The organism is Mycobacterium sp. (genome assembly GCF_025933915.1).
Taxonomy (GTDB): Bacteria; Actinomycetota; Actinomycetes; order Mycobacteriales; family Mycobacteriaceae; genus Mycobacterium.
The window spans coordinates 1-24020 of the sequence record NZ_JAICZA010000005.1 but is presented as its reverse complement, the minus strand read 5'-3'; the positions used below and the strand labels follow the sequence as shown (position 1 = coordinate 24020).

Here is a 24020-nt window from a genome sequence, read left to right as displayed (position 1 = left end):
CCTCAGCCTTGCGCAGCCGCTAGCACCTCGTTGAACGTCTTGCTCGGCCGCATCACTGCCGTCGTCTTCTCGTTGTCCGGGTAGTAGTAGCCGCCGATGTCGACCGCCTCGCCCTGCACCTCGGCGAGTTCGGTCACGATCGCCTCCTCGTTCTCGGCTAACGAGTCGGCCAGCGCGGCGAAACGCTTCCGCAGGTCCTCGTCGTCGTTTTGCGCGGCAAGTTCGGCCGCCCAGTACAGCGCCAGATAGAACTGGCTGCCCCGGTTGTCGAGTTCACCGGTCTTGCGCGACGGACTCTTGTTGTTGTCCAACAGCTTTCCGATCGCGGAATCCAGCGTCTTGCCCAGAAGCTTGGCGCGCTCGTTGTCGGTCTTGATGCCGATGTCCTCGAAACACGCTCCCAGGGCGAGGAACTCGCCCAGGGAATCCCAGCGCAGATGATTCTCCTCGACCAGTTGGTGGACGTGCTTGGGCGCCGAACCGCCCGCCCCGGTCTCATACATTCCGCCGCCGGCCATCAACGGCACGATCGACAGCATCTTGGCGCTGGTGCCCAGTTCCAGGATCGGGAACAGGTCGGTGAGGTAGTCGCGCAGGATGTTTCCGGTGGCGGCGATGGTGTCCTGGCCGCGCATCGCGCGCTCCAGCGTGTAGCGCATGGCCCACACCTGCGGCATGATCTGGATCTGCAGGCCCTCGGTGTCGTGCTCCTTGAGGTACTCCTTGACCTTCTTGCGCAGCTCGACCTCGTGCGGACGTTCGGTGTCCAGCCAGAACACCACCGTCATGCCCGAGTTGCGCGCGCGGGTGACGGCCAGCTTGACCCAGTCGCGGATCGCTTCGTCGCGAACGATGGGCATGCGCCAGATGTCGCCGGTTTCCACCTTCTGGGTCAGCAGGACTTCCCCGGTGTCGAGGTCGACGATCTTGGTGACGCCGCCCTCGGGGATCTCGAACGTCTTGTCGTGCGAGCCGTACTCCTCGGCCTGCTGCGCCATCAGCCCGACGTTGGGGACCGTTCCCATCGTCGTCGGATCGAATTGCCCGTGGGTCTTACAGAAGTTGATGATCTCTTGGTAGATCCGGGAAAAGGTGGACTCGGGGTTGACGGCCTTGGTGTCCTTCTGCCGCCCGTCGGCACCCCACATCTTGCCGCCCGCACGGATCATCGCCGGCATCGACGCGTCGACGATCACGTCGCTGGGCGAATGAAAGTTGGTGATGCCCTTGGCTGAATCGACCATCGCCAGCTCGGGCCGGTGCTCGTGGCACGCGTGCAGGTCGCGGATGATCTCCTCGTGCAGCGACGCGGGCAGTGACTCGATCTTGCTGTACAGATCGACCAATCCGTTGTTGACGTCGACGCCGAGTTCGTCGAAGAGCGCCTCGTGCTTGGCGAAGGCGTCCTTGTAAAAGATCTTCACGGCATGGCCGAAGACGATCGGGTGGGAGACCTTCATCATCGTCGCCTTGACGTGCAGCGAGAACATCACGCCGGTCTCGTAGGCGTCCTGCATCTGCTCTTCGTAGAACTCGATCAGGGCCTTCTTGCTCATGAACATGGAATCGATGACGTCGGCGTTGCGCAGCGACACCATCGGCTTGAGCACGATCGTCTCACCGCTTTCGGTCTCCAGCTCCATCTTCACGTTGCGCGCGCGGTCCAGCGTCATCGACTTCTCGCCGTGGTAGAAGTCGCCGACCCGCATGGTCGCGACATGCGTGCGCGATGCCGGCGACCAGTCCGCCATGCTGTGCGGGTGCTTGCGCGCATACTCCTTGACGGCCTTGGGGGCGCGTCGGTCCGAGTTACCTTGCCGCAGTACCGGGTTCACGGCGCTGCCCAGACATTTGGCGTAGCGAGCGCGAATTTCCTTGTCCTCGTCGGTCTTCGGACTCTGCGGAAAGTCCGGAACCTTGAATCCCTTGCCTTGCAGTTCCTTGACGGCGGCAATCAGCTGGGGCACCGAGGCACTGATGTTCGGCAGCTTGATGATGTTGGTGTCGGCCAGCTTCGTCAGCCGGCCCAGTTCGGCCAGGTTGTCCGGAACCCGCTGCTCGTCGGTGAGGTGCTCGGGGAACTCGGCGAGGATCCGGGCCGCCACCGAGATGTCGCTGGTCTTGATCTCGATGCCCGCCGGTTCGGCGAAGGCACGCACGATCGGCAGGAACGCGTAGGTCGCCAGCAGCGGCGCCTCGTCGGTCAGCGTGTAGATGACGGTCGGCTCTTCGGCGCTCACGGTCCCTCTCCCGGCGGCAAGATCTTCGATATCGGACAAATCTGTGGGGGGCTCGGCAATCTAACTGCCACGTTATCAAGGGTGTTTGGACACGTGTCGACCTGCATGTGCGCCGCCAGGGTTGGCAGCGGGTCGGCTCAATAAGATAGTCTTCGTATTGGTCATGAGCGCCAGCGTCAAGCCCCGGCTTGCTGGCCGGCAACCCTCCAACCGCGGTGGGGTGCCCCGGGTGATGACCAGGTCTAGTAGCCACAGGCTGCGCGGCAAGCGCGGGTCCGCCATAACGGACCCCTGACTAGAGGGGACACGTGATGTGCTTCTGTCCAGCTCCTTGCGATCGGCTCACCCTTTCAGATCCACCGACGTGCGCAATCGTGTGCCGGTGCTAGCCGGCCGGCCGCCGCAAAGATCCCGCTGAGACCCCGCTGAAGATCCCGCTGAGATCAGAAGCCCACTTCCCAGGAGAAAGCCAACCCCCGTGAGTTCCGACAACGCCCCTTCCCACGCCTCTTCCGAGGGCACTACCAGCGGCGACGACACCGATCCGACCGCACACTGGTCGTTCGAGACCAAGCAGGTGCACGCCGGTCAGCATCCCGACCCGACCACCAACGCCCGCGCGCTGCCGATCTACCAGACCACGTCGTACGTCTTTGACGACACCACACACGCCGCCGCCCTGTTCGGGCTGGAGGTTCCGGGCAACATCTACACCCGGATCGGAAACCCGACCACCGACGTCGTCGAGCAGCGCATCGCCGCGCTCGAGGGCGGCGTGGCCGCGCTCTTCCTCAGCTCCGGGCAGGCCGCTGAGACGTTCGCCATATTGAACCTGACGTGTGCCGGAGATCACATCGTCTCCAGCCCGCGCCTCTACGGCGGGACGTACAACCTGTTCCACTATTCGCTGGCCAAGCTAGGTATCGAGGTCAGCTTCGTGGAGGACCCCGACGATCTGGATTCGTGGCAGGCCGCGGTACGGCCGAACACCAAAGCCTTCTTCGCCGAGACCATCTCCAACCCGCAGATCGACGTCCTGGACATCCCCGGGGTCTCCGGGGTGGCCCACGCCAACGGCGTCCCGCTGATCGTCGACAACACCATCGCCACGCCGTACCTGATCCAGCCGCTGCAGCACGGCGCGGACATCGTGGTGCACTCGGCCACCAAGTACCTCGGTGGGCACGGCTCCGCGATCGCCGGAGTCATCGTCGACGGCGGCACCTTCGACTGGACGCAGGGTCGTTTCCCGGGATTCACCACGCCCGACCCGAGCTACCACGGCGTGGTGTACGCCGAACTCGGTCCGCCCGCCTACGCGCTCAAGGCGCGGGTACAACTGCTGCGTGATCTCGGTTCGGCCGCCGCACCGTTCAACGCGTTCCTGGTCGCCCAGGGCATCGAGACGCTGAGCCTGCGCATGGAACGCCACGTCGCCAACGCGCGGCGCGTGGCCGAGTTTTTGGCGGGCCACGAGCGCGTGCTGTCGGTCAACTACGCCAGCCTGCCCGGCTCACCCTGGTACGAGCGGGCAAAGAAGCTGGCGCCCAAGGGAGCCGGGGCGGTGCTCGCCTTCGAGCTGGCCGGCGGCGTCGACGCCGGCAAGGCCTTCGTGAACGCGCTGAAGCTGCACAGCCACGTCGCTAACATCGGCGACGTGCGTTCCCTGGTGATCCACCCGGCCTCCACGACGCACGCCCAGCTGTCCCCGCAGGAGCAGCTGAGCACCGGGGTGAGCCCGGGGCTGGTGCGACTGTCCGTCGGCATCGAGGGGATCGACGACATCCTGGCCGACCTGGAGCTCGGCTTCGCCGCGGCAAGCAAATTCGCTGCGGCCGCGGGGGCGTCGGGCACCGATCCGCACGCTGTGGCGGCGTTCTAGAGGAGCCCGGCCGATGACGATCTCCGACATGCCCACGCAAACGCTGCCCGACGAAGGCGAAATCGGCTTCGTCCATATCGGCTCGCTGACCACCGAAAGCGGCGCGGTGATCGACGACGTGCATATCGCCGTGCAGCGCTGGGGCGAGTTGTCGCCGACGCGCGACAACGTGGTGGTGGTGCTGCACGCGCTGACCGGTGACTCGCACATCACCGGGCCGGCCGGACCCGGACATCCCACCGGCGGCTGGTGGGACGGGATGGTCGGGCCGGGCGCGCCGATCGACACCGACCGCTGGTGCGCGGTGGCCACCAACGTGCTGGGTGGTTGCCGCGGCTCGACCGGGCCCAGCTCGCGGAACCGGGACGGAAAGCCTTGGGGCTCAAGGTTCCCGCGGATTTCGATCCGCGACCAGGTGGAAGCCGACATCGCCGCGCTGGCCGCGCTGGGGATCGACAAGGTCGCCGCTGTGGTCGGTGGATCCATGGGCGGCGCAAGGGCTTTGGAGTGGATCGTCGGTCACCCGAACCGGGTTCGGGCCGGGCTGCTGCTGGCGGTCGGCGCGCGCGCCACCGCCGATCAGATCGGCACCCAGTCCACGCAGATCGCGGCGATCAAGGCCGACCCGAACTGGCGGGGCGGCGACTATCACGACACGGGACCCACGCCCGACACCGGGCTGGCGATCGCGCGGCGCTTCGCCCACCTGACCTACCGCGGTGAAGTCGACCTCGACACCCGGTTCGCCAACGATGGGCAGAGCGACGAGGATCCCGCCGACGGCGGCCGCTACGCGGTGCAGAGCTACCTGGAGTACCAGGGTGACAAGCTGCTGGAGCGCTTCGACGCGGGCAGTTACGTGGTGTTGACCGAGGCACTGAACAGTCACGACGTCGGCCGGGGGCGCGGCGGGGTGCCCGAAGCGTTGGGTGGCTGCCCGGTGCCGGTGGTGGTCGGCGGCATCACGTCCGATCGGCTGTACCCGCTGCGCTTGCAGGAGGAGCTGGCCGAGCAGCTGCCGGGCTGCGCCGCTCTGCGGGTGGTCAACTCCCCCTGCGGGCACGACGGCTTCCTGGTGGAATCCGACGCGGTCGGCGAATTGATCCGCGAGACACTGGCGTTGGCCGACGCGGACAGCAGGGAAGGCACGTCGCAACGGTGACCCGCTCGCGGCAGGACCGCTCCTTGTCGTTCGGCTCGGCGGCCGCAGCTTACGAGCGTGGCCGCCCCTCCTATCCCCCCGAGGCGATCGATTGGCTGTTGCCGGTCGGCGCGCGTCAGGTGCTCGACCTCGGTGCGGGCACCGGCAAGCTGACGACCCGGCTGGTGGAGCGCGGCCTGGACGTGGTGGCCGTCGACCCGATCCCGGACATGCTGGAGGTGTTGCGGACCTCGCTGCCCGAAACCCGGGCCCTGCTGGGTACGGCGGAAGAGATTCCGTTGGACGACAACAGCGTTGACGTGGTGCTGGTGGCGCAGGCGTGGCACTGGGTGGACCCCGAGCGCGCGATTCCGGAGGTGGCACGCGTGCTGCGGCCGGGCGGGCGGCTGGGCCTGGTGTGGAACACCCGCGACGAGCGGCTCGGCTGGGTGCGCGAACTCGGACAGATCATCGGTAGCGACGGCGACGGCGGCCGCACCCAGGTGAAGCTCCCCGAGCCGTTCACCGAACTCGCACAGCATCGGGTCGAGTGGACGAGTTACCTTACGCCGCAAGCACTGATCGACCTCGTCGCGTCGCGCAGCTACTGCATCACGTCCCCGACCGAGGTCCGCACGCAAACGCTCGACCAGGTGCGCCAGTTGCTGGCCACCCATCCCGCGCTGGCGAATGCGACCGGCTTGGCGCTGCCCTATGTCACCATGTGCACCCGGGCGACGCTGGCAGGGTAACGGCATGGAGCAACGGGTGAGTCTGATTACCCTGGGCGTTGCCGATCTGGATCGCGCCCGCCGCTTCTACGAGCGCCTTGGCTGGCACGGTCAAGAGGTGCAGGAGACGGTCTTCTTCCAGGCCGGCGGTCTCGCGCTGGGTCTGTGGGCGAGGGAAAAGCTTTCAGCCGATCTCGGCATCACCGACCAAGGCGATGACGGTTTCGGCGGCGTCGCTTTGGCTCACAACCTGCGCTCGCGCACCGAGGTGGACGAGATCATGGCCGCGGCAGAGGGTGCGGGCGCGACCATTACCCGCGCTGCCGCCGAGACGTTCTACGGCGGATATGCGGGTGCGTTCCGCGATCTCGATGGCCACGCGTGGGAGATCGCCCACAACCCCGGGTTCGCGCTGGCCGAGGACGGCACGATCACAGTGCCCGACTTCTCAGACTCCTAACCGTAATCCAAGTTTCCAAGCGAGTTACCACGTGTCGTCATCATCCCCGTCGCGCAACAGCTTTTCGGGGTGGTGGAAGGTGTTGGTGCGGGGTTGACCGCGCTCGAGGTTGGCAGGGGTTCACCGGTCAGCCCATGGCGTGGACCTAGATCGGCGGCCTCTTTGACGCGCCGGGAGGCTTCGGCGCGGCTGATCAGCACCGATTCGGTCAGCGCATGGGATAACGTGCCGCCCAGTTCCTGGGATGGGGCCTGGCTGGCAAGGGAATTGATCAGCGGATGCTCGATGGCCGGGATGCGCCGGCGCAACCTCTCGCAGCGCTCCAACACCGCCAATTGCTGCTGGACGTTCAGTGCGTCGAGCACCAGCGCGCAGGCGCGGTCCACCTCGGCCTCGAGCGCGTCGAACACCGCGTCGACATCGGGCAGACCGGTTGAACTCACACCGCCAAACTAGCGGCGACCACCGACAAGAATCGCCGACCAGACCGCCATAGATTCACACTCGCGCAATTGATTTCGTTAAAAATCCAGTCCCGAGAACATCAGCCGGTTCGGATCGTATTTCTGGCGGACGGTGGTCAGCCGCGGCAAGTTCGCGCCGAAGTAGCGCGCCGGTGCGGCGTTGGCCTCCAGGTAATTGATGTAGCCGCCCACCGAGAACTGTTGCACCGCTTGGTGTGCGGTGCCGAGCCAGGTGTTCGCGGCGGCGACCCGGTTGCTCGACGGCTCGACATACCACTGCACCACCGCGGACTGGTTGCGCCACGGAAACGCGGTGTCGCCGGGGGCCACCTCGGCGACGGCCCCGCCCAGCGGATCGATCAGGACCGAGGCCTGTCCCGCACCCGACGCCGGCCACTGTCCGATGGCGGTCGCAATGGCATGCGCCGCAGCGGAAGTCATCGGACCGAGCACATCCGATCCGGCCACGAAGGCGCGGGGCGGACTGGTCGCGCTGCCGCCGGCCAGATAGGTGACCAGGTCCATGTGGCCGATCGTCTTGTTCGCCACCGCGGTGGGCGCCAGCCCGATCACCGATTTGAGGGCGTCGACCACGCCGGAGCCGGTGCCGGGCGGAGACGTCGCCAGCACATGGCAATTCGCCTGGGCCGAGCCGACCGAGAGGTCCACCATCCCCCACGTGTTGCGGTCGGCGTTGGCCAGCCAGGACTGCCACCCGGTGAGCACCTGAACCGCCGACGACGGCGGGAAATCGAGCCGGACCAGATCACTGTCGCCGGTGGCGAACGTCGCGAAGGTCATCGAGGTCGTCACCCCGAAATTGCCACCGCCACCACCGCGCAGCGCCCAGAACAGATCCGGATTGTCGCTGGCGGACGCGGTGACCACGTCGCCGCTGGGGACCACCACGGTCGCCGACCGCAACGCGTCGCAGGTGAGCCCCGCGCGCCGCACGTCCGGCCCCACCCCGCCACCGAGCGCCAATCCCCCGATGCCGACCGTGGGACAGGTGCCGGTGGGTACCGCGCGGCCGGCGCCGGCCAGCGCCTGGTGCACCGCATACAGATTCGTCGCCGGGGTCACCGTGACGTTGCCGCCGTCGAAGTTCGCCGCACCGGGAAGACCGCGCAGATCCAGCACCATGGTGGCGTTGGCGCTGGACGCGCCGACATACGAATGTCCGCCGCCGCGTGGGGAGACCTTGAGATTGTTGGCCTTGGCGAACGCCATTGCCTTCTGGACATCGGCCTGCGACGAAACCTTCACCACCGCAGCGGGATTGGAGCCATTGTAGAACGAGTTGAAAACCTGCTTGCCGGTGGAGAATTGGGCCCCGTTGGCCGGCAGCAGCACACTGCCGCCGATGGACGAGGCCAAGCCGCCCCAACCGGCGGCGGGGTCCGCGGCCGCCGGCGGGGCGCCGAACGCCGCTCCCGCCGCCAACATTGAGACGGCGCCGCGAAGAAAGGTCTGGCGCGAGATCTCATGGTCGGACGGACGGTTGCGATTCGTCGTCATGGGGCGGATTCTGGCCCATGGTGCGCCCGGAAATCCGCTGGCGCGACCCGTGTTCTGATCACAGTGTGGCGTCGATCCGCCCGCCCGATGAGGCGGCTCAATAATCGACACCGCGAGCACACCGACCTCACGAAACGCTTATTGTGCGAACCTTTACCCCACCGTTTCACAAACGTGACAGTGATAGATCAGAGTTCGTAGGCGTGATTCGAGTGCCGTCGGTGCACTCCATGCGGACGGGGAGGCTGGCGTGAAGGCACTTGCACGAACTCATCGACGGATCTGGGATTTTCGTCACCAGCCCCTCACCATTCGCCTGCTGACCGCGGCCGCCGGCCTGCTCACCCTGGCCTCGGCGTTCGCCGCGCCGGCCGGGGCGGAGGGAAACGGCGACGACTTCATCGACGCGCTCAATCACGCCGGCATCGACTTCGGCGAACCCGGAAACGCGATGGCCGTCGGCGAGTCGATCTGCCCGATGCTCTCGCAACCCGGCGGCAGCTTCGCCGCGGCCGCGTCCAGCGTCTCCGGTCGGGGCATGTCACCGCAGATGGCCAGCATGTTCACCACGATCGCGATTCAGACGTACTGCCCCGGGGCGATGGCGAACATCGCCAGCGGAAACCTGTCCGGTGCCATGCCGCAGATCCCGGGAATGCCCGGGATGGCGGGACAGATCCCGGGCATGACGGGGCAGGTCCCCGGCATGGCGGGCCAGATACCGGGCATGACGGGAATGACCGGTCAGCTGCCGGGACAGGTTCCGGCGCTGCCAGGTATCTGAGCCGACCTGCTACACGGTGCCCAGCGGGTCGATGGTCCACGCGATATAGACCATTGCCGCTCCGACCGCCGCGGTGGTCATGAAGTCGATTCCCTTGCCGCGCACCACCAGTAGGCCGGCCCGTTCCTCGGGCAGCACCAATCGCAGCAGCGCGGCCACGCCCACCCCGATGCCGATCAGCAGCGAACCGCGACGCCAGAAGTTGGCCCCCACCAGGGCCAGCGCCGCGGCAAAGGTCAGACCCACCAACAGGATCGGCCATTGGGCCCGCAGCATCGTCCGCGCGGTCATTCCCGCTCGGCCAGCTCGACAACGTTGGTCAGCAGAAACGCGCGGGTCAACGGGCCCACGCCGCCGGGGTTGGGTGACACGTGGCCGGCCACATCCCACACATCGGGGTGTACGTCGCCGACGAGTCCGTCGTCCGTGCGGCTGACCCCCACGTCGAGCACCGCGGCGCCCGAACGCACCATGTCGGCGGTCAGCAGGTGCGGGACTCCGACGGCGGCGACGATGATGTCGGCCTGCCTGGTCAACGCCGGCAGGTCGCGAGTTGCGGTGTGGCACAACGTCACCGTGGCGTTCTCGGAACGGCGGGTCAGCAGCAGCCCCAACGGGCGGCCGACCGTGACACCGCGGCCGATGACGACCACGTGCGCCCCGGCGATCTCGACGTCGTAACGGCGCAGCAGGTGCACGATGCCGTGCGGGGTGCACGGCAGCGGGGCCGGGTTGTTGAGCACCAGCCGGCCCAGGTTGGTCGGGTGCAGCCCGTCGGCGTCCTTGTTCGGGTCGACGCGCTCGAGCGCCGCGTTCTCGTCCAGGTGCTTGGGCAGCGGCAACTGCACGATGTACCCCGTGCAGTCGGGGTTGGCATTCAGCTCGTCGATGGTCTCGTTGAGCGTGGCGGTGCTGATGTCGGCGGGCAGGTCGCGGCGGATCGAGGTGATCCCGACCTTCGCGCAGTCGGCGTGCTTGCCCCGCACGTAAGCCTGCGAGCCCGGGTCCTCGCCCACCAGGATGGTGCCCAAACCGGGGGTGCGTCCCGATGCGGTCAACGCGGCCACCCGCTCTTTGAGGTCGACGAAGATCTCGTCGCGGGTGGCCTTGCCGTCCAGCGTGATTGCTCCCACGCTGACAGTCTGGCAGATATCGATGATGGCGACCCGCCACGCCCGGCTTCGCCGCGCTTGCGATCGCCACGGTGTCCGATGATGGCGACCCGCCACGCCCGGCTTCGCCGCGCTTGCGATCGCCATTAGGCTCCCGGTATGTCTAGTCCTCCGGACGTGTTCAGCCCCGCGAAGCTCGGTCCGATAACGCTGCGTAACCGGACCATCAAGTCCGCCACGTTCGAGGCGCGCACGCCGGACGCCCTGGTGACCGACGACCTCATCGAATACCACCGGCTGCCGGCGGCCGGCGGCGTCGGCATGACGACCGTCGCCTACTGCGCCGTGTCCCCGGGCGGCCGCACCGAGGGCAACGGGATCTGGATGCGACCGGAAGCGGTGCCCGGGTTCCGCCGGCTCACCGACGCGATCCACGCCGAGGGCGCCGCGGTCAGCGCCCAGATCGGCCACGCCGGCCCGGTGGCCAACGCCAAGTCCAACAAGGCCAAGGCCCTGGCCCCGGTCCGGTTCTTCAACCCGATCGGAATGCGGTTCGCCAAGAAGGCAACCCGCGAGGACATCGACGACGTCATCGCCGGACACGCCAACGCCGCGCGGCTGGCCATCGAAGCCGGCTTCGACGCCGTCGAAATCCATCTGGGCCATAACTATCTGGCGAGTTCGTTCCTGTCCCCACTGATCAATCGCCGCGACGACGAGTTCGGCGGATCGCTGCAGAACCGGGCGAAGGTCGCCCGCGGCATGGTGATGGCCGTTCGGCGTGCGGTGGAAAAGGAAGGCACACCGATCGCGGTGACCGCCAAGCTGAACATGGCCGACGGCGTGCGCGGCGGCATCAGCACCGAGGAATCGCTCACCACCGCCAAGTGGCTGGAGTCCGACGGCGGGCTGGACGCGATCGAACTGACCGCGGGCAGCTCGCTGGTCAATCCGATGTACCTGTTCCGCGGCGACGCGCCGCTCAAGGAGTTCGCCGGTGCGTTCAAGCCACCGCTGAGTTGGGGCATGCGCATGACGGGCAAGAAGTTCCTGCGCGAATACCCCTACCGCGAGGCCTATCTATTGCGCGACGCCAAGCTGTTCCGCGCCGAGTTGACGCTGCCGCTGATCCTGCTCGGCGGCATCACCAACCGGGACACGATGGAGCTGGCGATGGCGGAGGGATTCGAGTTCGTCGCGATGGCCCGGGCGTTGCTGGCCGAGCCGGATCTGATCAACCGGATCGCCGCCGAGGACGCCCAGCATCGGGTGCACTCGGCGTGCACGCACTGCAACCGGTGCATGCCCACGATCTACACCCGAACCCACTGCGTGGTCACGGGGGCGCCCGACGCCGTCGGCGCTCCACGCTGATCCACAGGGCCGCAAGCTACAGTTGTGGCGATGTCAGCACCAGCCCAGCCAGCGCTAACCGTCCATCACGAAGGATCCGAACGTACCTTCGCAGCGGGCCACGATGTGGTCGTCGGACGCGATCTGCGAGCCGACATGCGCATCACGCACCCACTGATTTCACGCGCCCACCTGTTGCTGCGTTTCGACCAGGGCAAGTGGCTGGCCATCGACAACGGTTCGCTCAACGGAACTTTTGTGAACGGCCGGCGCGTGCCGGTGGTCGAGATCCATGACGGGCAAACCCTCAACATCGGAAACCCGGACGGACCGCTGCTGACGTTCGACGTCGGCCGTCACCAAGGGATGGCCGGGCGGCCCCCCAAGACCGAATCGATGGGCATCCCGATGGCGGCGCCGCCGCCCGCGGCGTGGTCGGCGCAACCGGCTTCGCCCGTCGCCGCTCCACCCGGCCCGCCGCCCCCGGCCGGGCGCGCACCCAACTGGGCGGCGCCGCCGAGGCGGCCGCAGCCCGCGCCGGTGCACCGGCCCGGGCCCCCGGGGCACACCATGTACGGCGGCGGCGGTGGGCGACCGCCGGCATACCCGCCCGCGCCGCCGCCCCCGCTGCACAACGCCCCGCCGGCCCCCGGCTCGATGGCCCCCGCGGCGCCCCCGCACACCCGAGCGGCGCCCGCCTACGCCAAGCCGCCCGAGGTCGCGAACCTGGCGACGAAGATGTTCCACGCGCTGTTGCCGTCGCGGTCCGGCGCGATCCAGCAGCCGGCCGGCTCGCAAACCATCGGCCGGGCCACCGACAACGACATCGTCATCCAGGACGTGCTGGCCTCACGCCACCACGCGTTTTTGATCCCGACGCCGCTGGGCACCGAGATCCGCGACTCGCACAGCGTGAACGGCACCTTCGTCAACGGCGTCCGGGTCGGCTCGGCGGTGCTGACCGAGGGCGACGTGGTCACCATCGGAAACGTCGACCTGGTGTTCACCGGCGACAGCCTGGTCCGGCGCACCGAGGCGGCCACGCGGACCGGCGGGCTGGAGGTCAACTCCGTCTGTTACACCGTCGACCACGGCAAGCAGTTGCTCGACCACATCTCGCTGACCGCCCGGCCCGGGACGCTGACGGCCATCATCGGCGGTTCGGGCGCCGGGAAGACCACGCTGTCACGGCTGATCGTCGGCTACACCAGCCCCACGTCGGGCATGGTGACCTTCGAGGGCCACAACATCCACACCGAGTACGCGTCCATGCGTAGCAGGATCGGCATGGTCCCGCAGGACGACGTGGTGCACCGCCAGCTCACGGTCAACCAGGCCCTGAACTACGCCGCCGAACTGCGTTTGCCGCCCGACACCAGCGACGAGGAACGGGCCCGCGTCGTCGCTCAGGTGCTCGAGGAACTCGACATGACCCAGCACGCCGACACCCGGGTGGACAAGCTCTCGGGTGGCCAACGCAAACGCGCCTCGGTCGCCCTCGAGCTGCTCACCCAGCCGTCGCTGCTGCTCCTCGACGAGCCGACGTCCGGCCTGGACCCGGCGCTGGACCGTCAGGTCATGCTGATGCTGCGTCAGCTCGCCGACGCGGGCCGCGTGGTGCTGGTGGTGACCCACTCGGTGTCCTACCTGGACGTGTGCGATCAGATCCTGCTGATCGCGCCGGGCGGCAAGACCGCGTTCTGCGGTCCGCCCGACCAGGTCGAGGCCGCCATGGGCACCCGCAACTGGGCCGACATTTTCGCCAAGGTGGGTGCAGACCCGGACGAGGCCAACCGGCGCTTCAAGGAGCGCGACCAGCGATCGGAGCGGCCACCGAGTCCGCAGAGTCCGGCGGATCTGGGCGAGCCACCCCAATCCAACCTGTGGCGGCAGCTATCCACGATCGCCCGCCGCCAGGTCCGCCTGGTCGTGTCCGACCGCGGGTACACGATCTTCCTGGCGGTCCTTCCGTTCCTCATCGGCGCGTTGTCGCTGACGGTGAAGGGCCCGCACCCCGGCCTTGGGCCGGCCGACCCGATGGGCCCCGCGCCCACGCAACCGCAGTACATCATGGTGCTGTTGAACATCGGCGCCGTCTTCATGGGCACCGCGCTGACCATCCGAGATCTGATCGGCGAGCGCGCCATCTTCCGGCGGGAGCAGGCCGTCGGCCTGTCCACCACCGCATATCTGCTGGCCAAGATCGCGGTGTTCTGCGTGTTCGCGACCGCCCAGGCCGCGGTGGCGACCATCATCGTGCGGCTGGGCAAGGGGGCGCCGACAGCACATCCCCAGTTCTTCGGCAACTCCACGTTCTCGCTGTTCGTCACCGTGGCGGGCACCTGTGTGGCGTCGGCGATGCTCGGCCTGCTGTTGTCGGCGTTGGCGCAGTCCAACGAGCAGATCATGCCGCTGCTCGTGGTGTCGATCATGTCGCAGCTGGTGTTCTCCAGTGGGATGATCCCGGTCTACCAGCGGATCGGTCTCGAACAGCTGGCGTGGCTGACACCCGCGCGTTGGGGGTACGCCGCGGGCGCGTCCTCGATCGACTTCCCGTCGCTGGTGAAGGTCAGGCAGATCCCGCTCAACGACCCGATTTGGCAGCACTCGAAACACATCTTCGTCTTCGACATGGCCATGCTCACGCTGCTGTCGATCGCCTACACCGGCTTCGTCCGCTGGCATATCCGGCTGAAACGCTGAGCGATCAGGCCTCGCCGCTGAAGTTGCCCCAGATCGGCGTCGGTCAATTGGGCGTGAGGCTGGCCAGAGCGTATTCGCTGACCGCGATCAGGGCGTCGGTCGCCGACCGGCGATCCCGGGCGTCGACCGTGATCATCGGAATGTGCGGCGGCAAGGTCAGCGCTTCGCGCACTTCGGCAACCGGGTAGCGCGGCGCGCCGTCGAACTCGTTGACCGCGACCAGGAACGGCAGGTTGCGGTGCTCGAAGAAGTCGACGGCGGCGAAGCTGTCCTGCAGGCGCCGGCAATCGACCAGCACCACCGCACCGATGGCGCCGCGGACCAGGTCGTCCCACATGAACCAGAAGCGGCGCTGCCCCGGGGTGCCGAAGAGGTAGAGCACCAGGTCTTCGGCCAGCGTGATCCGGCCGAAGTCCATCGCGACGGTGGTCGTCCGCTTGTCCGGGGTGGCCTCGAGCGCGTCGACGCCGGTCGAGGCGTCGGTGAGCATCGCCTCGGTGCGCAGCGGCATGATCTCCGACACCGCGCCGACGAACGTGGTCTTGCCCGCCCCGAATCCGCCGGCGATCACGATCTTCGTCGACGCGTGGGCGCTGGAGTCGGGCTGCACCTCAGAGTGCGCGTAAGCCACGCAGGGTCCTTCCTATGAGTTCGTGGCGCTCATCGGAGCTAGAACGCTCGGACAAAGTCCTGTGCACCCGAAGGTAACCGGACAGGACCAGATCCCCGACCAGGACGCGCGCGACGCCGAGCGGCAGGTCCAGGCGCGCCGAGATTTCGGCCACCGACGGGCTCGGCGGGCCCTGGCCGCACAGCTGGATGATTCTGCCGCGCGCATCGTTGGGCGGCCACCGGTGGGTCAGGCCGGCCTGCAGGGTCTGAATCGGCGCCTCCAGGGGCAGCTCGACATTGGTGTCGGTCCGTCCCGAGGTCAGGGTGTACGGGCGGACCAGGTTTCCCTTACGGTGTGCGGGCCAGGTCTCGGGGGTGTCCATCGCGGCTCACGAGTGGTGCTGCACGGCTGACCGGCGGGCCGACTGCACCACGCCCCCCACCCGTTCGACGAGGACGGCCATCTCGTAGCCGATCTGACCGATATCGCACGACGTCACGGCCAGCGTCGCCAGATGCGAGCCATCGCCGACGCGCATCAACAATAGGTAGCCGTTCTGCATCTCGACCACCGACTGCAGCACCTGCCCGCCCTCGAACAGCTGCGCGGCGCCGGTCGCCAGGCTGGCCAGTCCGGAGGCGACGGCGGCCAGCTGGTCGGCGCGTTCCCGGGGCAGGTGCTCGCTGGCGGCGATGGGCAGCCCGTCGACGGACACCAGCAGCGCGTGCGCGACGCCGGGGACCTCGCGGGCGAACCTGGTCACCAGCCAGTCCAGGGACCCCTCGGAGGAGTTGTCGGGTGACGTCATTGTTGGTCGGGTCCTTCACTACTGTCACGATCCGTCTCACGGGCGTGCGAGCGTCCGGTGCGCACGCCACCGAAATGGTTGCTGAACGAGGCGCGAACCGCCTCGGGGTCCCGGGTGACGGCCGCGTGCTGCGGCTCTCGGTGCGACGCCGATCCGCCGTTGAGGCCGTGCTCGGGCTCGTCCCGCTCGGTCAGACCGGTTCCGTTGGCGCCGCCTGGCACCAGCCGGGCGCCGGGGGTGCGGACCGGCAGGCCGTGGTCGGTGGTCTGCGCCTCGACGGGCTTGTCCTCGGCCGCGGCCGCCAGGGTCCAGCCGCGGTCCCAGACCGACTGCCAATCGAGGTCGGGGCTGTTGACCAGGTCATGCGGATCGCCCAGCATCTCCGAGAGCATCCGCCGGTAGATGACGTCATCGTCGGCCGCCGGGTTGGCGGGGGTGTCTTGCCCGGGCTCCCGGGACCGGGCGGCGAAGAAGGCCGAGGTGTCCGATGCCGCCCGAACCGGTTGCGCCGGAACCGGTTTGGGTGCGGGCGCCGCCGGCTCGGGCGCCGGCTGGGGCTCAGCGGGTCTGGGAGCCGGCGCGGCCTTGGGCGCGCTTTCCCACCACGGGGTCGCCAGCTCGCGGCGCTGCCGCGGGGGCCGCTGTTCGGCGGGCGGGGTGGGGACCTCGGTGATGCCGCTGGAACCCGGATTGCGGCGCGGCAGCAGGGTGACAGGCGGCCCGGCCGCGTCCGGGGCGCTGCGGGCCGCCGGTTCGTGCGTGCCGTCGCCTCGCCCGGCGTCGCCGGCGGGTGCGGGCGCGGCGATCGAACTGGCGAGTTTGGCGCTCGGGGACGACACCGCCCGGATATGCCGGGGCGCGGCCGCTTCCACCGCGCCCAGCCCGGTGAGCACGGTGGGCGGCAGGTAGATCTCGGCGGTGGTGCCCGAGCCCGACTCGTTCGCCGCCGGGCCACGCAGCCCCACCCGGATGCCGTGCCGGGCCGCGATCCGGCCGACCACGAAAAGACCCATGTGGCGGGCGTTGTCGGGGCTGACATCGCCGCCGGCCTGCAGCCGCATGTTGGCGATGCGCCGGTCGGCGTCGTTCATTCCCAGCCCGGCGTCGGCGATCCGCACCACGACTCCCCGTTGAGGATCTGAGCCGCTTCGCGACGCCGACACCCGCGCGGACGTCGCCGGCGGCGAGTAGCGCAGGGCGTTGTCGATCAGCTCGGCGAACAGATGGATCGCGCCGCCCGCGGCCGCACCGGCCAGCGCGCACTCGGGCAGCCCGGCGATCTCGACGCGGCGGTAGTCCTCGACCTCGGACACCGCGGCGTTGATCACCGTCGCCAGCGGCACCGGGTCGCGCTGGTCGCGCGCGAGCTGCGCGCCGGCCAGCACCAGGAGGTTGGCGCTGTTACGGCGCAGCCGGGCCGCCAGGTGGTCCAGCCGGAACAGGCCGTCCAAGCGCTCGGGATTCTCTTCGTTGCGCTCCAGCCGGTCGATGACCGCCAGCTGCTGGTCGACCAGCGACCGGCTGCGCCGCGACATGGTCTCGAACATGTCGTTGACCAGCAGCCGCAACCGCGCCTCGTCGCCGGCAAGCAGCAGGGCCTGGGTGTGCAGTTCGTCGACGGCGTGGGCGACCTGGCCGATCTCCTCGGTGGTGTACACCGGCAGCGGCGTCGGAACCGGTTCGGCCCCACCGGCTTTCACGCGGGCGATCTCCTCCTCGAGATCGGTGTGGGCGACTTTGAGCGCGCCGTCGCGCAGGATGCGCAGTGGCCGCACCAGCGCGCGCGCCACCAGGAGCACCACGGCCAGCGCGATGACGATCGCGGCCAGCACCAACACGGTGTCCAGGATCGCGGCGCCGCGCCGATCGGCGGCCTGGGCGTGCACCGACTTGGTCACCGAGGCAGTGACGTTCTTGATGACCTGTTCGGCGATCTCGTCGGTGGTTTGGATGGATCGCAGCAGATCGGCGTTGTCGACGAGCACGCTGGCCGGATCGGACATGATCGCCATCCGGCTCACCATCTGCTGTTGCAGTGTCTTGGCCTCCGGCGACCCGGCCCCGAGCACTTCGCTCATGCCGAACAGCGTGGACGGTTCGGTGCCCGCCAGGGTGGCCATCGAGGTGCGCAGCTGCGGCTCGGGCAGATCGGCACCACGGGTGACCAGGATTTTCTGCATCGTCATCTGCCCGCGCGCGCCGACCGCCCGGCTCAACCCCTGCGCCTGGGCGCGGATCTGCTCGTTGTCGACGCGCACCGATGCGTTGATGACGTCTTCGGCCGTCAACAGGATCGGCGCGTAGAGGGTCACCCGCTCCCGCAAACCGAGGCCGTTGTCAGCCACCTTGTTCACCAGCATCTGACCGCCGTCGAGCAGGGTGGTCACGCCCGATCGGACATCGTCGGTGACGTCGGTGTCGGCCAGCCTGCCCTGCAGTTCGAGTTTGCGTGCCTCGTAGTTCTTCTTTGCGCCCTCGACGTCGCGTCCGGCGGAGCCGGCCTGCAGCGCGACGTCCAAAGCCGACATGTACTTCGTGATCACCGGAACCACGTCGGCGCGGGTGGCGGCCAGCCGCAGACCCGCCGAGCTGGCCATCGCGGTGTGGATGCGCAGCGCACCGAAAACCGTCGCCAATACCAGCGGGACCAGCACAATCGCCAGCACTTTCCAGCCGACCGGCCAGTTGCCCAGCGACCAGGCGGGCGGGCGTTTGGCGGCCGCGGTGTCGGTGGCGCGGATCGGTGCGGGCCGGGGGGCGTCCGCCTCGGCCGGCGTGGCCGGGCGGGTGAACATGGTCACGTCATCGCGGCCGCGCGACCGGCCGCTGCGCTGACGCGAAGCGCTGAACAAAACGAGAGGCTCATGAAACTTCCTGCTTTATTTCCACCCGTCCCGCGCCAGATAGGCGCGCGCGTGTCAGTGTGGCAATCCGACGAGTATGACAGCCCGCGGCCCAGCCCACCAGAATCGTTACTGAGCAGACAGGTCCCTCCAAGGTGGTGCCGCGCGCCCGCGGTCACCCCTGGCAAACACCGGGATCGCGAAAGGCCGCGAAAACTCAAGCGGGCCGAAGAACCGCCACCAGGAAGTCGGAATCGTCGGTGAACGGGCGCACATCCCAGGTGGACAGCAGCACATCGATCGCGAATCCCGCGTCGACCGCGTCGCCCAGGAACACGTCGAAGTCATAGTCGCGGCCGGCCCCGAAGCCGATCGCCGCGCGCCCGTCGGCGGCGACGTGGGCGCGGAGGCGCCTCAGCACCTGGGCCCGGGTGCTCGGGGCTACGAATGTCATGACGTTGCCGGCGGAGACGATGACGTCGAACGGTTCGGCGATGCCGCGCGCGGGCAGGTCGAGTTCGGCGAGGTCACCGACCAGCCAGCGCGGGCCGGGATGATCCTGCTCGGCCGCTTCGATGAGCGCCGGGTCGACGTCCACGCCGACCACCTGGTGGCCGGCGGCGGCCAGGAACCCGCCCAGCCGGCCGGGCCCGCACCCGGCATCGAGAATCCGGGCGCCGCGGGGCGCCATGGCATCCACGAAGCGCGCCTCGCCGGCCAGGTCGTCACCCGCACGGACCATGGCCCGGAATCGCTCGATATACCACTGCGAATGCCCGGGATCGGCGGCGACCTTCTGCATCCAAATGCTCTGTTCGACCATGCGACCATTATCGCGTTGTGTTCAAACTGATGTTCCACTCCCCACGCATCGCGCCCAATACGGGCAACGCCATCCGGACGGTGGCGGCGACGGGCTGCGAGTTGCATCTGGTCGAGCCGATGGGGTTCGACCTGTCCGAACCCAAGCTGCGGCGGGCCGGGCTGGACTACCACGACCTGGCCTCGGTCACGGTGCATGCGTCGCTGGCGGCCGCCTGGGACGCGCTGTCGCCGCAGCGGGTGATCGCGTTCACCTCGCACGCGCCCACCTCGTTCGCCGACGTGCGCTACCGCGCCGGGGACGTGCTGATGTTCGGTCCCGAGCCCACCGGGTTAGACGCGGCGACGCTGGCCGACGCGCACATCACCGCGCAGGTTCGCATTCCGATGCTGGCGGGCCGGCGTTCGCTGAACCTGTCGAACGCCGCGGCGATCGCCGTCTACGAGGCGTGGCGGCAGCAGGGGTACGCCGGGGCGGTGTAGACATCTGATGGTGGCGACCCGCTTCGTCCGGCTGCGCCGCCCTCGCGATCGCCACGGCTGGCCTACCAGGTGTTCCAGTGTGTGACCTGCTCGGCGGGCAGCCGCTTGGCCGGTCGGAAGTCGGTGCCCTTGGTGTAGGCGATCGGGAACAAGCCGCCCTGGCTGTAGCGGTCGTTCGGGATGCCGAGCACCTCGGCGGCCTGCCGGTCACCGTCGTTGATCAGGTGCAGCGTGGTCCAGCAGGTGCCCAGCCCGCGCGAGCGCAGCGCCAGGCAGAAGCTCCACGCCGCCGGGAACAGCGACGCCCAGAACGACGCGCTCAGCCCCAGCGGCGCCTTCTCCACCCGCCCCTCGAGGCAGGGGATCATCAGCACCGGCGCCTCGTGCATGTGGTCGGCGAGATAAACCGCGGAGTCCTTGACCTTGGGCATCCGCTCGCCACGGGTGTCGCCATCGGGATATTCGGCGGACGGCAGGCTGAGGTAGCCGCGGGCGTTGGCCAGGTAGATGTCGGCGATCGCCTTCTTCTTCTCGGCGTCCTCGACGAAGACCCATTGCCAGCCTTGCGCGTTGGAGCCGGTGGGCGCCTGCAGCGCGAGTTCGAGGCAGTCCGTCAGCACGTCACGGCTCACCGGCCTGTCGAAGTCGAGGCGTTTGCGGACCGAGCGGGTGGTGGTGAGGACTTCGTCCACGGACAGGTTGAGGGTCATGTGTGGAGGTTACCTTCGACCGCGAAACTGTATTCCACGACGCGTTTCTCGAGTGCACCCGTCGCTAGTTGCAGTCTCGCGACGCATCCTCACCGGAAGTCGCGCGAGCGGGAGCCGACCGCCAGGGTGATGCGGCCCAACCGCTCGGCGACGACGGTGATCGCGCCGCTGGCGTTTTGGACCTGCCCGCGCACCAGCAGCGCCGGCGCCGAGTTCGCCAGCTTGCGATGCCGCGCCCACACCCCCGGCGCGCAGAGCACGTTGACCATCCCGGTTTCGTCCTCCAGGTTGAGGAACGTCACCCCCTGGGCCGTCCCGGGGCGCTGCCGGTGGGTCACCGCACCGGCGATCAGCACGCGGTCGCCGTCGGTCACCGATCCCAGCCTCTCGGCGGGCACCACCCCCATGGCGTCCAGGTCTTCCCGCAGGAACTGCGTCGGGTAACTGTCCGGGGAGACGCCGGTGGCCCACACGTCGGCGGCGGCCAGTTCCAGCTCACTCATCCCGGGCAGCGCCGGGATGTGCGAGGACGAGCCCACCCCGGGCAATCGGCCCGGCCGCTGGGTGGCCGCCGCCCCGGCCGCCCACAGCCCCTCGCGCCGGGACATGTGAAAGCAGCCCAGCGCCCCGGCGGTGGCCAGCGCCTCGGTCTGCGGCACGGAGAGCTGCAGCCGGGTGGTCAGGTCCAGCAGAGAGGTGAACGGGCCGTTGGTTTTTCGTTCCTCGACCAGTTGCTCGGCCAGGTCGTCGCCGATGTGACGGACGGCCCCCAGACCGAGGCGCACCTCGGTTCCTCTGATTTCCAAGGTGGCGTGCGCCAGGCTGGCGTTGACGTCCGGGCCGTGCACCGTCACGCCGTGCCGGCGCGCGTCGGCCACCAACGACTGTGGCGAATAGAAACCCATCGGCTGGGCGCGCAGCAGCGCGGCACAGAACGCCGCCGGGTGGTGCAGCTTGAACCACGACGAGTAGAACACCAGCGACGCGAAGCTCAGCGCGTGGCTTTCCGGGAAACCGAAATTGGCGAACGCCTCCAGCTTTTCGTAGGTGCGGTCGATCACCTCGTCGGGCGCGCCATGCAGCGCGCGCATGCCGTCGTAGAACCGGCCGCGCAGCCGTCGCATCCGTTCGGTGGAGCGCTTGGAGCCCATCGCGCGGCGCAGCTGGTCGGCCTCGGCGGCGGAGAAGCCGGCGCAGTCGACCGCGAGCTGCATCAGCTGTTCCTGAAAGAGCGGTACCCCCAGCGTCTTTCGCAGCGCCGATTCCATGGACGGGTGATCGTAGAGCACCGGGTCCAGGCCGTTGCGCCGCCGGATGTAGGGGTGCACCGACCCACCCTGGATGGGGCCGGGGCGGATCAGCGCGACCTCCACCACCAGGTCGTAGAACACCCGCGGCTTCAGCCGCGGCAGGGTGGCCATCTGCGCGCGCGACTCCACCTGAAAGACGCCGACGGAATCGGCGCGGGCCAGCATCTCGTACACCGCCGGCTCGGAGAGGTCGAGGCGGGCCAGGTCCACCTCGATGTCCTTGTGCTCGGCCACCAAGTCGATGGCGTAGTGCAGCGCCGACAGCATGCCCAGCCCGAGCAGATCGAACTTCACCAAACCGATTGCCGCACAGTCGTCTTTGTCCCACTGCAGGACGCTGCGATTCTCCATCCGCGCCCACTCCACCGGGCACACGTCGGCGATCGGGCGGTCGCAGATCACCATGCCGCCGGAGTGAATGCCCATGTGCCGCGGCAGGTTCCGGATCTGGTTCGCCAGCTCGATCACCGGCTCGGGGATGCCCTCGACATCGGGCGAGTCGGCAAGCCCGCTCCAGTGGCTGATCTGCTTGCTCCAGGCGTCCTGCTGCCCCTGCGAGAAGCCCAGGGCGCGGGCCATGTCGCGCACCGCGATCTTTCCGCGATAGGTGATGACGTTGGCGACCTGGGCGGCGTAGTCCCGACCGTATTTGCCATAGACGTACTGGATGACCTTTTCGCGCTGGTCGGACTCGATGTCCATGTCGATGTCGGGCGGGCCGTCGCGGGCCGGTGACAAGAAGCGCTCGAACAGGAGTTCGTTGACCACCGGGTCGACGGCGGTGACGCCGAGGGCGTAGCAGACCGCGGAGTTGGCCGCCGACCCCCTACCCTGACACAGGATGTTGTTGTCCCGGCAGAATCGGGCGATATCGTGCACCACCAGGAAGTAGCCCGGAAACCGCAGCTGGGCAATGACTTTCAGCTCGTGCTCGATCTGGGAGTACGCGCGCGGTGCGCTCGGCCCGTAGCGTTCGCGCGCCCCGGCCATCGTCAACTGCCGCAGCCAGCTGTCCTCGGTGTGCCCGTCGGGCACGTCGAACGGGGGCAACTGGGGCGCGATGAGCGCCAACCCGAACGCGCACTGCTCGCCCAGCTCGGCGGCCGCGGTCACCACGTCGGGCCGCTGCCCGAACAGCCGGGCCATCTCCTCACCGGAGCGCAGGTGCGAACCCCCCAGCGGGGCCAGCCACCCGGCGGCGCAGTCCAGGGACTCCCGGGCCCGGATGGCGCCCATCGCCATGGCCAGCCGGCGCCGCGACGGCCCCGCGAAATGCGCACCGGTGGTGGCGACGACGCCGACCCCGAAGCGCGGGGCCAGCGCGGCCAGCGCCGCGTTGCGTTCGTCGTCGAGGGGCTGACCGTGGTGGGTCAGTTCGATGCTGACCCGCGCGGCGCCGAACCGGTCCACCAGGTCGGCCAGCGCCCGCTCCGCCGCGTCCGGCCCACCACTGGAAAGCGCCTGGCGCACATGGCCTTTACGGCATCCGGTCAGGATGTGCCAGTGCCCACCGGCGGCGGTGGTCAGCGCGTCGAAATCGTAACGGGGCTTGCCCTTCTCGCCGCCGGCCAGGTGCGCCGCGGCCAGTTGCCGCGACAGCCGCCGGTAACCCTCGGGGCCGCGGGCCAGCACCAGCAGGTGCGGCCCGGCCGGATCGGGGCGCTCGGTGCGGGCCTCGCAGCCCAGCGACAGTTCGGCGCCGAACACGGTACGCATGTCGAGTTCGGCGGCGGCCTCGGCGAACCGCACCGCCCCGTACAAGCCGTCGTGGTCGGTGAGCGCCAGGGCACGCAGGCCCAGCCGGGCCGCCTCCTCGACCAGCTCCTCGGGCGTGCTCGCCCCGTCGAGGAAGCTGAACGCGGAATGCGCATGCAGTTCGGCATAGGCGACGGACGAGCGGGACGCCCGGCGGTCACCCGGCGGCCGATACGTCGCGCGCTTGCGCGACAGGGGCCCGTCCTGTTCCGGCTCCGCCGACCCGCCGGCATGGCGCGGCTTGCTGTCGAGCACCCGCTCCATTTCCGCCCAGCTCGGCGGCCCGTT

The 24020-nt window shown here is 68.7% G+C and carries 19 protein-coding genes, 1 pseudogene and 1 riboswitch; of the genes and pseudogenes, 8 read left to right on the top strand and 12 right to left on the bottom strand.

The features are described 5' to 3' along the window. Positions 1-2: 2 nt before the first annotated feature. Positions 3-2240 (bottom strand): NADP-dependent isocitrate dehydrogenase, encoded by a 2238-nt coding sequence (locus tag Q0W90_RS01380; RefSeq protein WP_297595206.1) that lies wholly within the window; start codon positions 2238-2240, stop codon positions 3-5. A gap of 159 nt (positions 2241-2399) precedes the next feature. Beyond that, positions 2400-2516: riboswitch (SAM riboswitch) on the top strand. 202 nt (positions 2517-2718) lie between these two features. Here Q0W90_RS01380 and Q0W90_RS01375 point away from each other — a divergent pair. The 4 genes from Q0W90_RS01375 to Q0W90_RS01360 are packed head-to-tail and all read left to right on the top strand — an operon-like array spanning position 2719 to position 6454. Further along, complete coding sequence (locus Q0W90_RS01375; RefSeq protein ID WP_297595205.1) at positions 2719-4122, top strand: bifunctional o-acetylhomoserine/o-acetylserine sulfhydrylase; 1404 nt, start codon at positions 2719-2721, stop codon at positions 4120-4122. 13 nt (positions 4123-4135) lie between these two features. Further along, entirely contained in the window at positions 4136-5284 is a 1149-nt protein-coding gene (locus Q0W90_RS01370) for a homoserine O-acetyltransferase (RefSeq protein WP_297595204.1), read from the top strand. Further along, on the top strand, positions 5281-6015 hold the full coding sequence (locus Q0W90_RS01365; RefSeq protein WP_297595203.1) for a class I SAM-dependent methyltransferase: 735 nt from the start codon (positions 5281-5283) through the stop codon (positions 6013-6015). The genes Q0W90_RS01370 and Q0W90_RS01365 overlap by 4 nt, the downstream gene beginning before the upstream one ends. Before the next feature lie 4 nt (positions 6016-6019). Further along, positions 6020-6454, top strand: coding sequence for a VOC family protein (locus Q0W90_RS01360; RefSeq protein WP_297772786.1), 435 nt, complete (start codon positions 6020-6022; stop codon positions 6452-6454). A gap of 110 nt (positions 6455-6564) precedes the next feature. On the opposite strand, the pseudogene Q0W90_RS01355 reads toward Q0W90_RS01360, so the two are convergent. After that, a pseudogene (locus Q0W90_RS01355) lies at positions 6565-6897 on the bottom strand (DUF222 domain-containing protein); the annotation flags it as partial. Between the two features lie 78 nt (positions 6898-6975). Further along, positions 6976-8436 (bottom strand): FAD-binding oxidoreductase, encoded by a 1461-nt coding sequence (locus Q0W90_RS01350; protein WP_297697374.1) that lies wholly within the window; start codon positions 8434-8436, stop codon positions 6976-6978. Positions 8437-8686: 250 nt separating this feature from the next. Here Q0W90_RS01350 and Q0W90_RS01345 point away from each other — a divergent pair, with 250 nt between their 5' ends. Next, on the top strand, positions 8687-9220 hold the full coding sequence (locus tag Q0W90_RS01345; protein WP_297772784.1) for a DUF732 domain-containing protein: 534 nt from the start codon (positions 8687-8689) through the stop codon (positions 9218-9220). Positions 9221-9229: 9 nt separating this feature from the next. Here Q0W90_RS01345 and Q0W90_RS01340 read toward each other — a convergent pair whose 3' ends face one another. Both Q0W90_RS01340 and Q0W90_RS01335 read right to left on the bottom strand, forming a co-directional pair. Next, positions 9230-9511 (bottom strand): DUF3017 domain-containing protein, encoded by a 282-nt coding sequence (locus Q0W90_RS01340; RefSeq protein WP_297772782.1) that lies wholly within the window; start codon positions 9509-9511, stop codon positions 9230-9232. Continuing rightward, entirely contained in the window at positions 9508-10353 is an 846-nt protein-coding gene (locus tag Q0W90_RS01335) for a bifunctional methylenetetrahydrofolate dehydrogenase/methenyltetrahydrofolate cyclohydrolase (protein WP_297772780.1), read from the bottom strand. The genes Q0W90_RS01340 and Q0W90_RS01335 overlap by 4 nt, the downstream gene beginning before the upstream one ends. 138 nt (positions 10354-10491) lie before the next feature. Between Q0W90_RS01335 and Q0W90_RS01330 the strand changes: the two genes are divergently transcribed. Together Q0W90_RS01330 and Q0W90_RS01325 are read left to right on the top strand one after the other, a co-directional pair. Next, positions 10492-11706: an NADH:flavin oxidoreductase gene (locus tag Q0W90_RS01330; RefSeq protein ID WP_297701457.1), complete on the top strand. Its 1215-nt coding sequence runs from the start codon at positions 10492-10494 to the stop codon at positions 11704-11706. 30 nt (positions 11707-11736) lie between these two features. Beyond that, positions 11737-14388 carry an FHA domain-containing protein gene (locus tag Q0W90_RS01325; protein WP_297595197.1) on the top strand — a complete coding sequence of 884 codons (2652 nt, stop codon included), beginning with the start codon at positions 11737-11739 and terminating at the stop codon, positions 14386-14388. A 43-nt stretch (positions 14389-14431) separates the two neighbouring features. Here Q0W90_RS01325 and Q0W90_RS01320 read toward each other — a convergent pair whose 3' ends face one another. From Q0W90_RS01320 to Q0W90_RS01300, 5 genes are all read right to left on the bottom strand, one after another. Next, complete coding sequence (locus Q0W90_RS01320; RefSeq protein ID WP_297595223.1) at positions 14432-14998, bottom strand: ATP/GTP-binding protein; 567 nt, start codon at positions 14996-14998, stop codon at positions 14432-14434. 1 nt (position 14999) lies between these two features. After that, positions 15000-15383 carry a DUF742 domain-containing protein gene (locus Q0W90_RS01315; RefSeq protein ID WP_297595196.1) on the bottom strand — a complete coding sequence of 128 codons (384 nt, stop codon included), beginning with the start codon at positions 15381-15383 and terminating at the stop codon, positions 15000-15002. 6 nt (positions 15384-15389) lie between these two features. Next, positions 15390-15809 carry a roadblock/LC7 domain-containing protein gene (locus Q0W90_RS01310; protein WP_297595195.1) on the bottom strand — a complete coding sequence of 140 codons (420 nt, stop codon included), beginning with the start codon at positions 15807-15809 and terminating at the stop codon, positions 15390-15392. After that, positions 15806-18604, bottom strand: coding sequence for an ATP-binding protein (locus tag Q0W90_RS01305; protein WP_297772812.1), 2799 nt, complete (start codon positions 18602-18604; stop codon positions 15806-15808). Before Q0W90_RS01305 ends, Q0W90_RS01310 begins: the two co-directional genes overlap by 4 nt. A 265-nt stretch (positions 18605-18869) precedes the next feature. Further along, positions 18870-19475 carry a methyltransferase domain-containing protein gene (locus Q0W90_RS01300; RefSeq protein ID WP_297595194.1) on the bottom strand — a complete coding sequence of 202 codons (606 nt, stop codon included), beginning with the start codon at positions 19473-19475 and terminating at the stop codon, positions 18870-18872. A gap of 17 nt (positions 19476-19492) precedes the next feature. On the opposite strand from Q0W90_RS01300, the gene Q0W90_RS01295 reads away from it, so the two are divergent. Then, positions 19493-19957, top strand: coding sequence for a tRNA (cytidine(34)-2'-O)-methyltransferase (locus Q0W90_RS01295; protein WP_297772776.1), 465 nt, complete (start codon positions 19493-19495; stop codon positions 19955-19957). 62 nt (positions 19958-20019) lie between these two features. Here the strand turns inward: Q0W90_RS01295 and Q0W90_RS01290 are convergent, their stop codons facing one another. After that, complete coding sequence (locus Q0W90_RS01290; protein WP_297772774.1) at positions 20020-20667, bottom strand: nitroreductase family protein; 648 nt, start codon at positions 20665-20667, stop codon at positions 20020-20022. 89 nt (positions 20668-20756) lie between these two features. Further along, on the bottom strand, positions 20757-24020 hold a 3264-nt coding region (locus tag Q0W90_RS01285; RefSeq protein WP_297772772.1), incomplete at its 5' end, for an error-prone DNA polymerase.

What these genes read in the sequence shown, in the direction of transcription:
- Q0W90_RS01290 (WP_297772774.1), bottom strand. Translation starts at nt 20,667, where the DNA reads ATGACCCTCAACCTGTCCGTGGACGAAGTCCTCACCACCACCCGCTCG.
- Q0W90_RS01310 (WP_297595195.1), bottom strand. Translation starts at nt 15,809, where the DNA reads ATGACGTCACCCGACAACTCCTCCGAGGGGTCCCTGGACTGGCTGGTG.
- Q0W90_RS01350 (WP_297697374.1), bottom strand. Translation starts at nt 8,436, where the DNA reads ATGACGACGAATCGCAACCGTCCGTCCGACCATGAGATCTCGCGCCAG.
- Q0W90_RS01315 (WP_297595196.1), bottom strand. Translation starts at nt 15,383, where the DNA reads ATGGACACCCCCGAGACCTGGCCCGCACACCGTAAGGGAAACCTGGTC.
- Q0W90_RS01300 (WP_297595194.1), bottom strand. Translation starts at nt 19,475, where the DNA reads ATGGTCGAACAGAGCATTTGGATGCAGAAGGTCGCCGCCGATCCCGGG.
- Q0W90_RS01330 (WP_297701457.1), top strand. Translation starts at nt 10,492, where the DNA reads ATGTCTAGTCCTCCGGACGTGTTCAGCCCCGCGAAGCTCGGTCCGATA.
- Q0W90_RS01325 (WP_297595197.1), top strand. Translation starts at nt 11,737, where the DNA reads ATGTCAGCACCAGCCCAGCCAGCGCTAACCGTCCATCACGAAGGATCC.
- Q0W90_RS01360 (WP_297772786.1), top strand. Translation starts at nt 6,020, where the DNA reads ATGGAGCAACGGGTGAGTCTGATTACCCTGGGCGTTGCCGATCTGGAT.
- Q0W90_RS01340 (WP_297772782.1), bottom strand. Translation starts at nt 9,511, where the DNA reads ATGACCGCGCGGACGATGCTGCGGGCCCAATGGCCGATCCTGTTGGTG.
- Q0W90_RS01305 (WP_297772812.1), bottom strand. Translation starts at nt 18,604, where the DNA reads ATGTTCACCCGCCCGGCCACGCCGGCCGAGGCGGACGCCCCCCGGCCC.
- Q0W90_RS01370 (WP_297595204.1), top strand. Translation starts at nt 4,136, where the DNA reads ATGACGATCTCCGACATGCCCACGCAAACGCTGCCCGACGAAGGCGAA.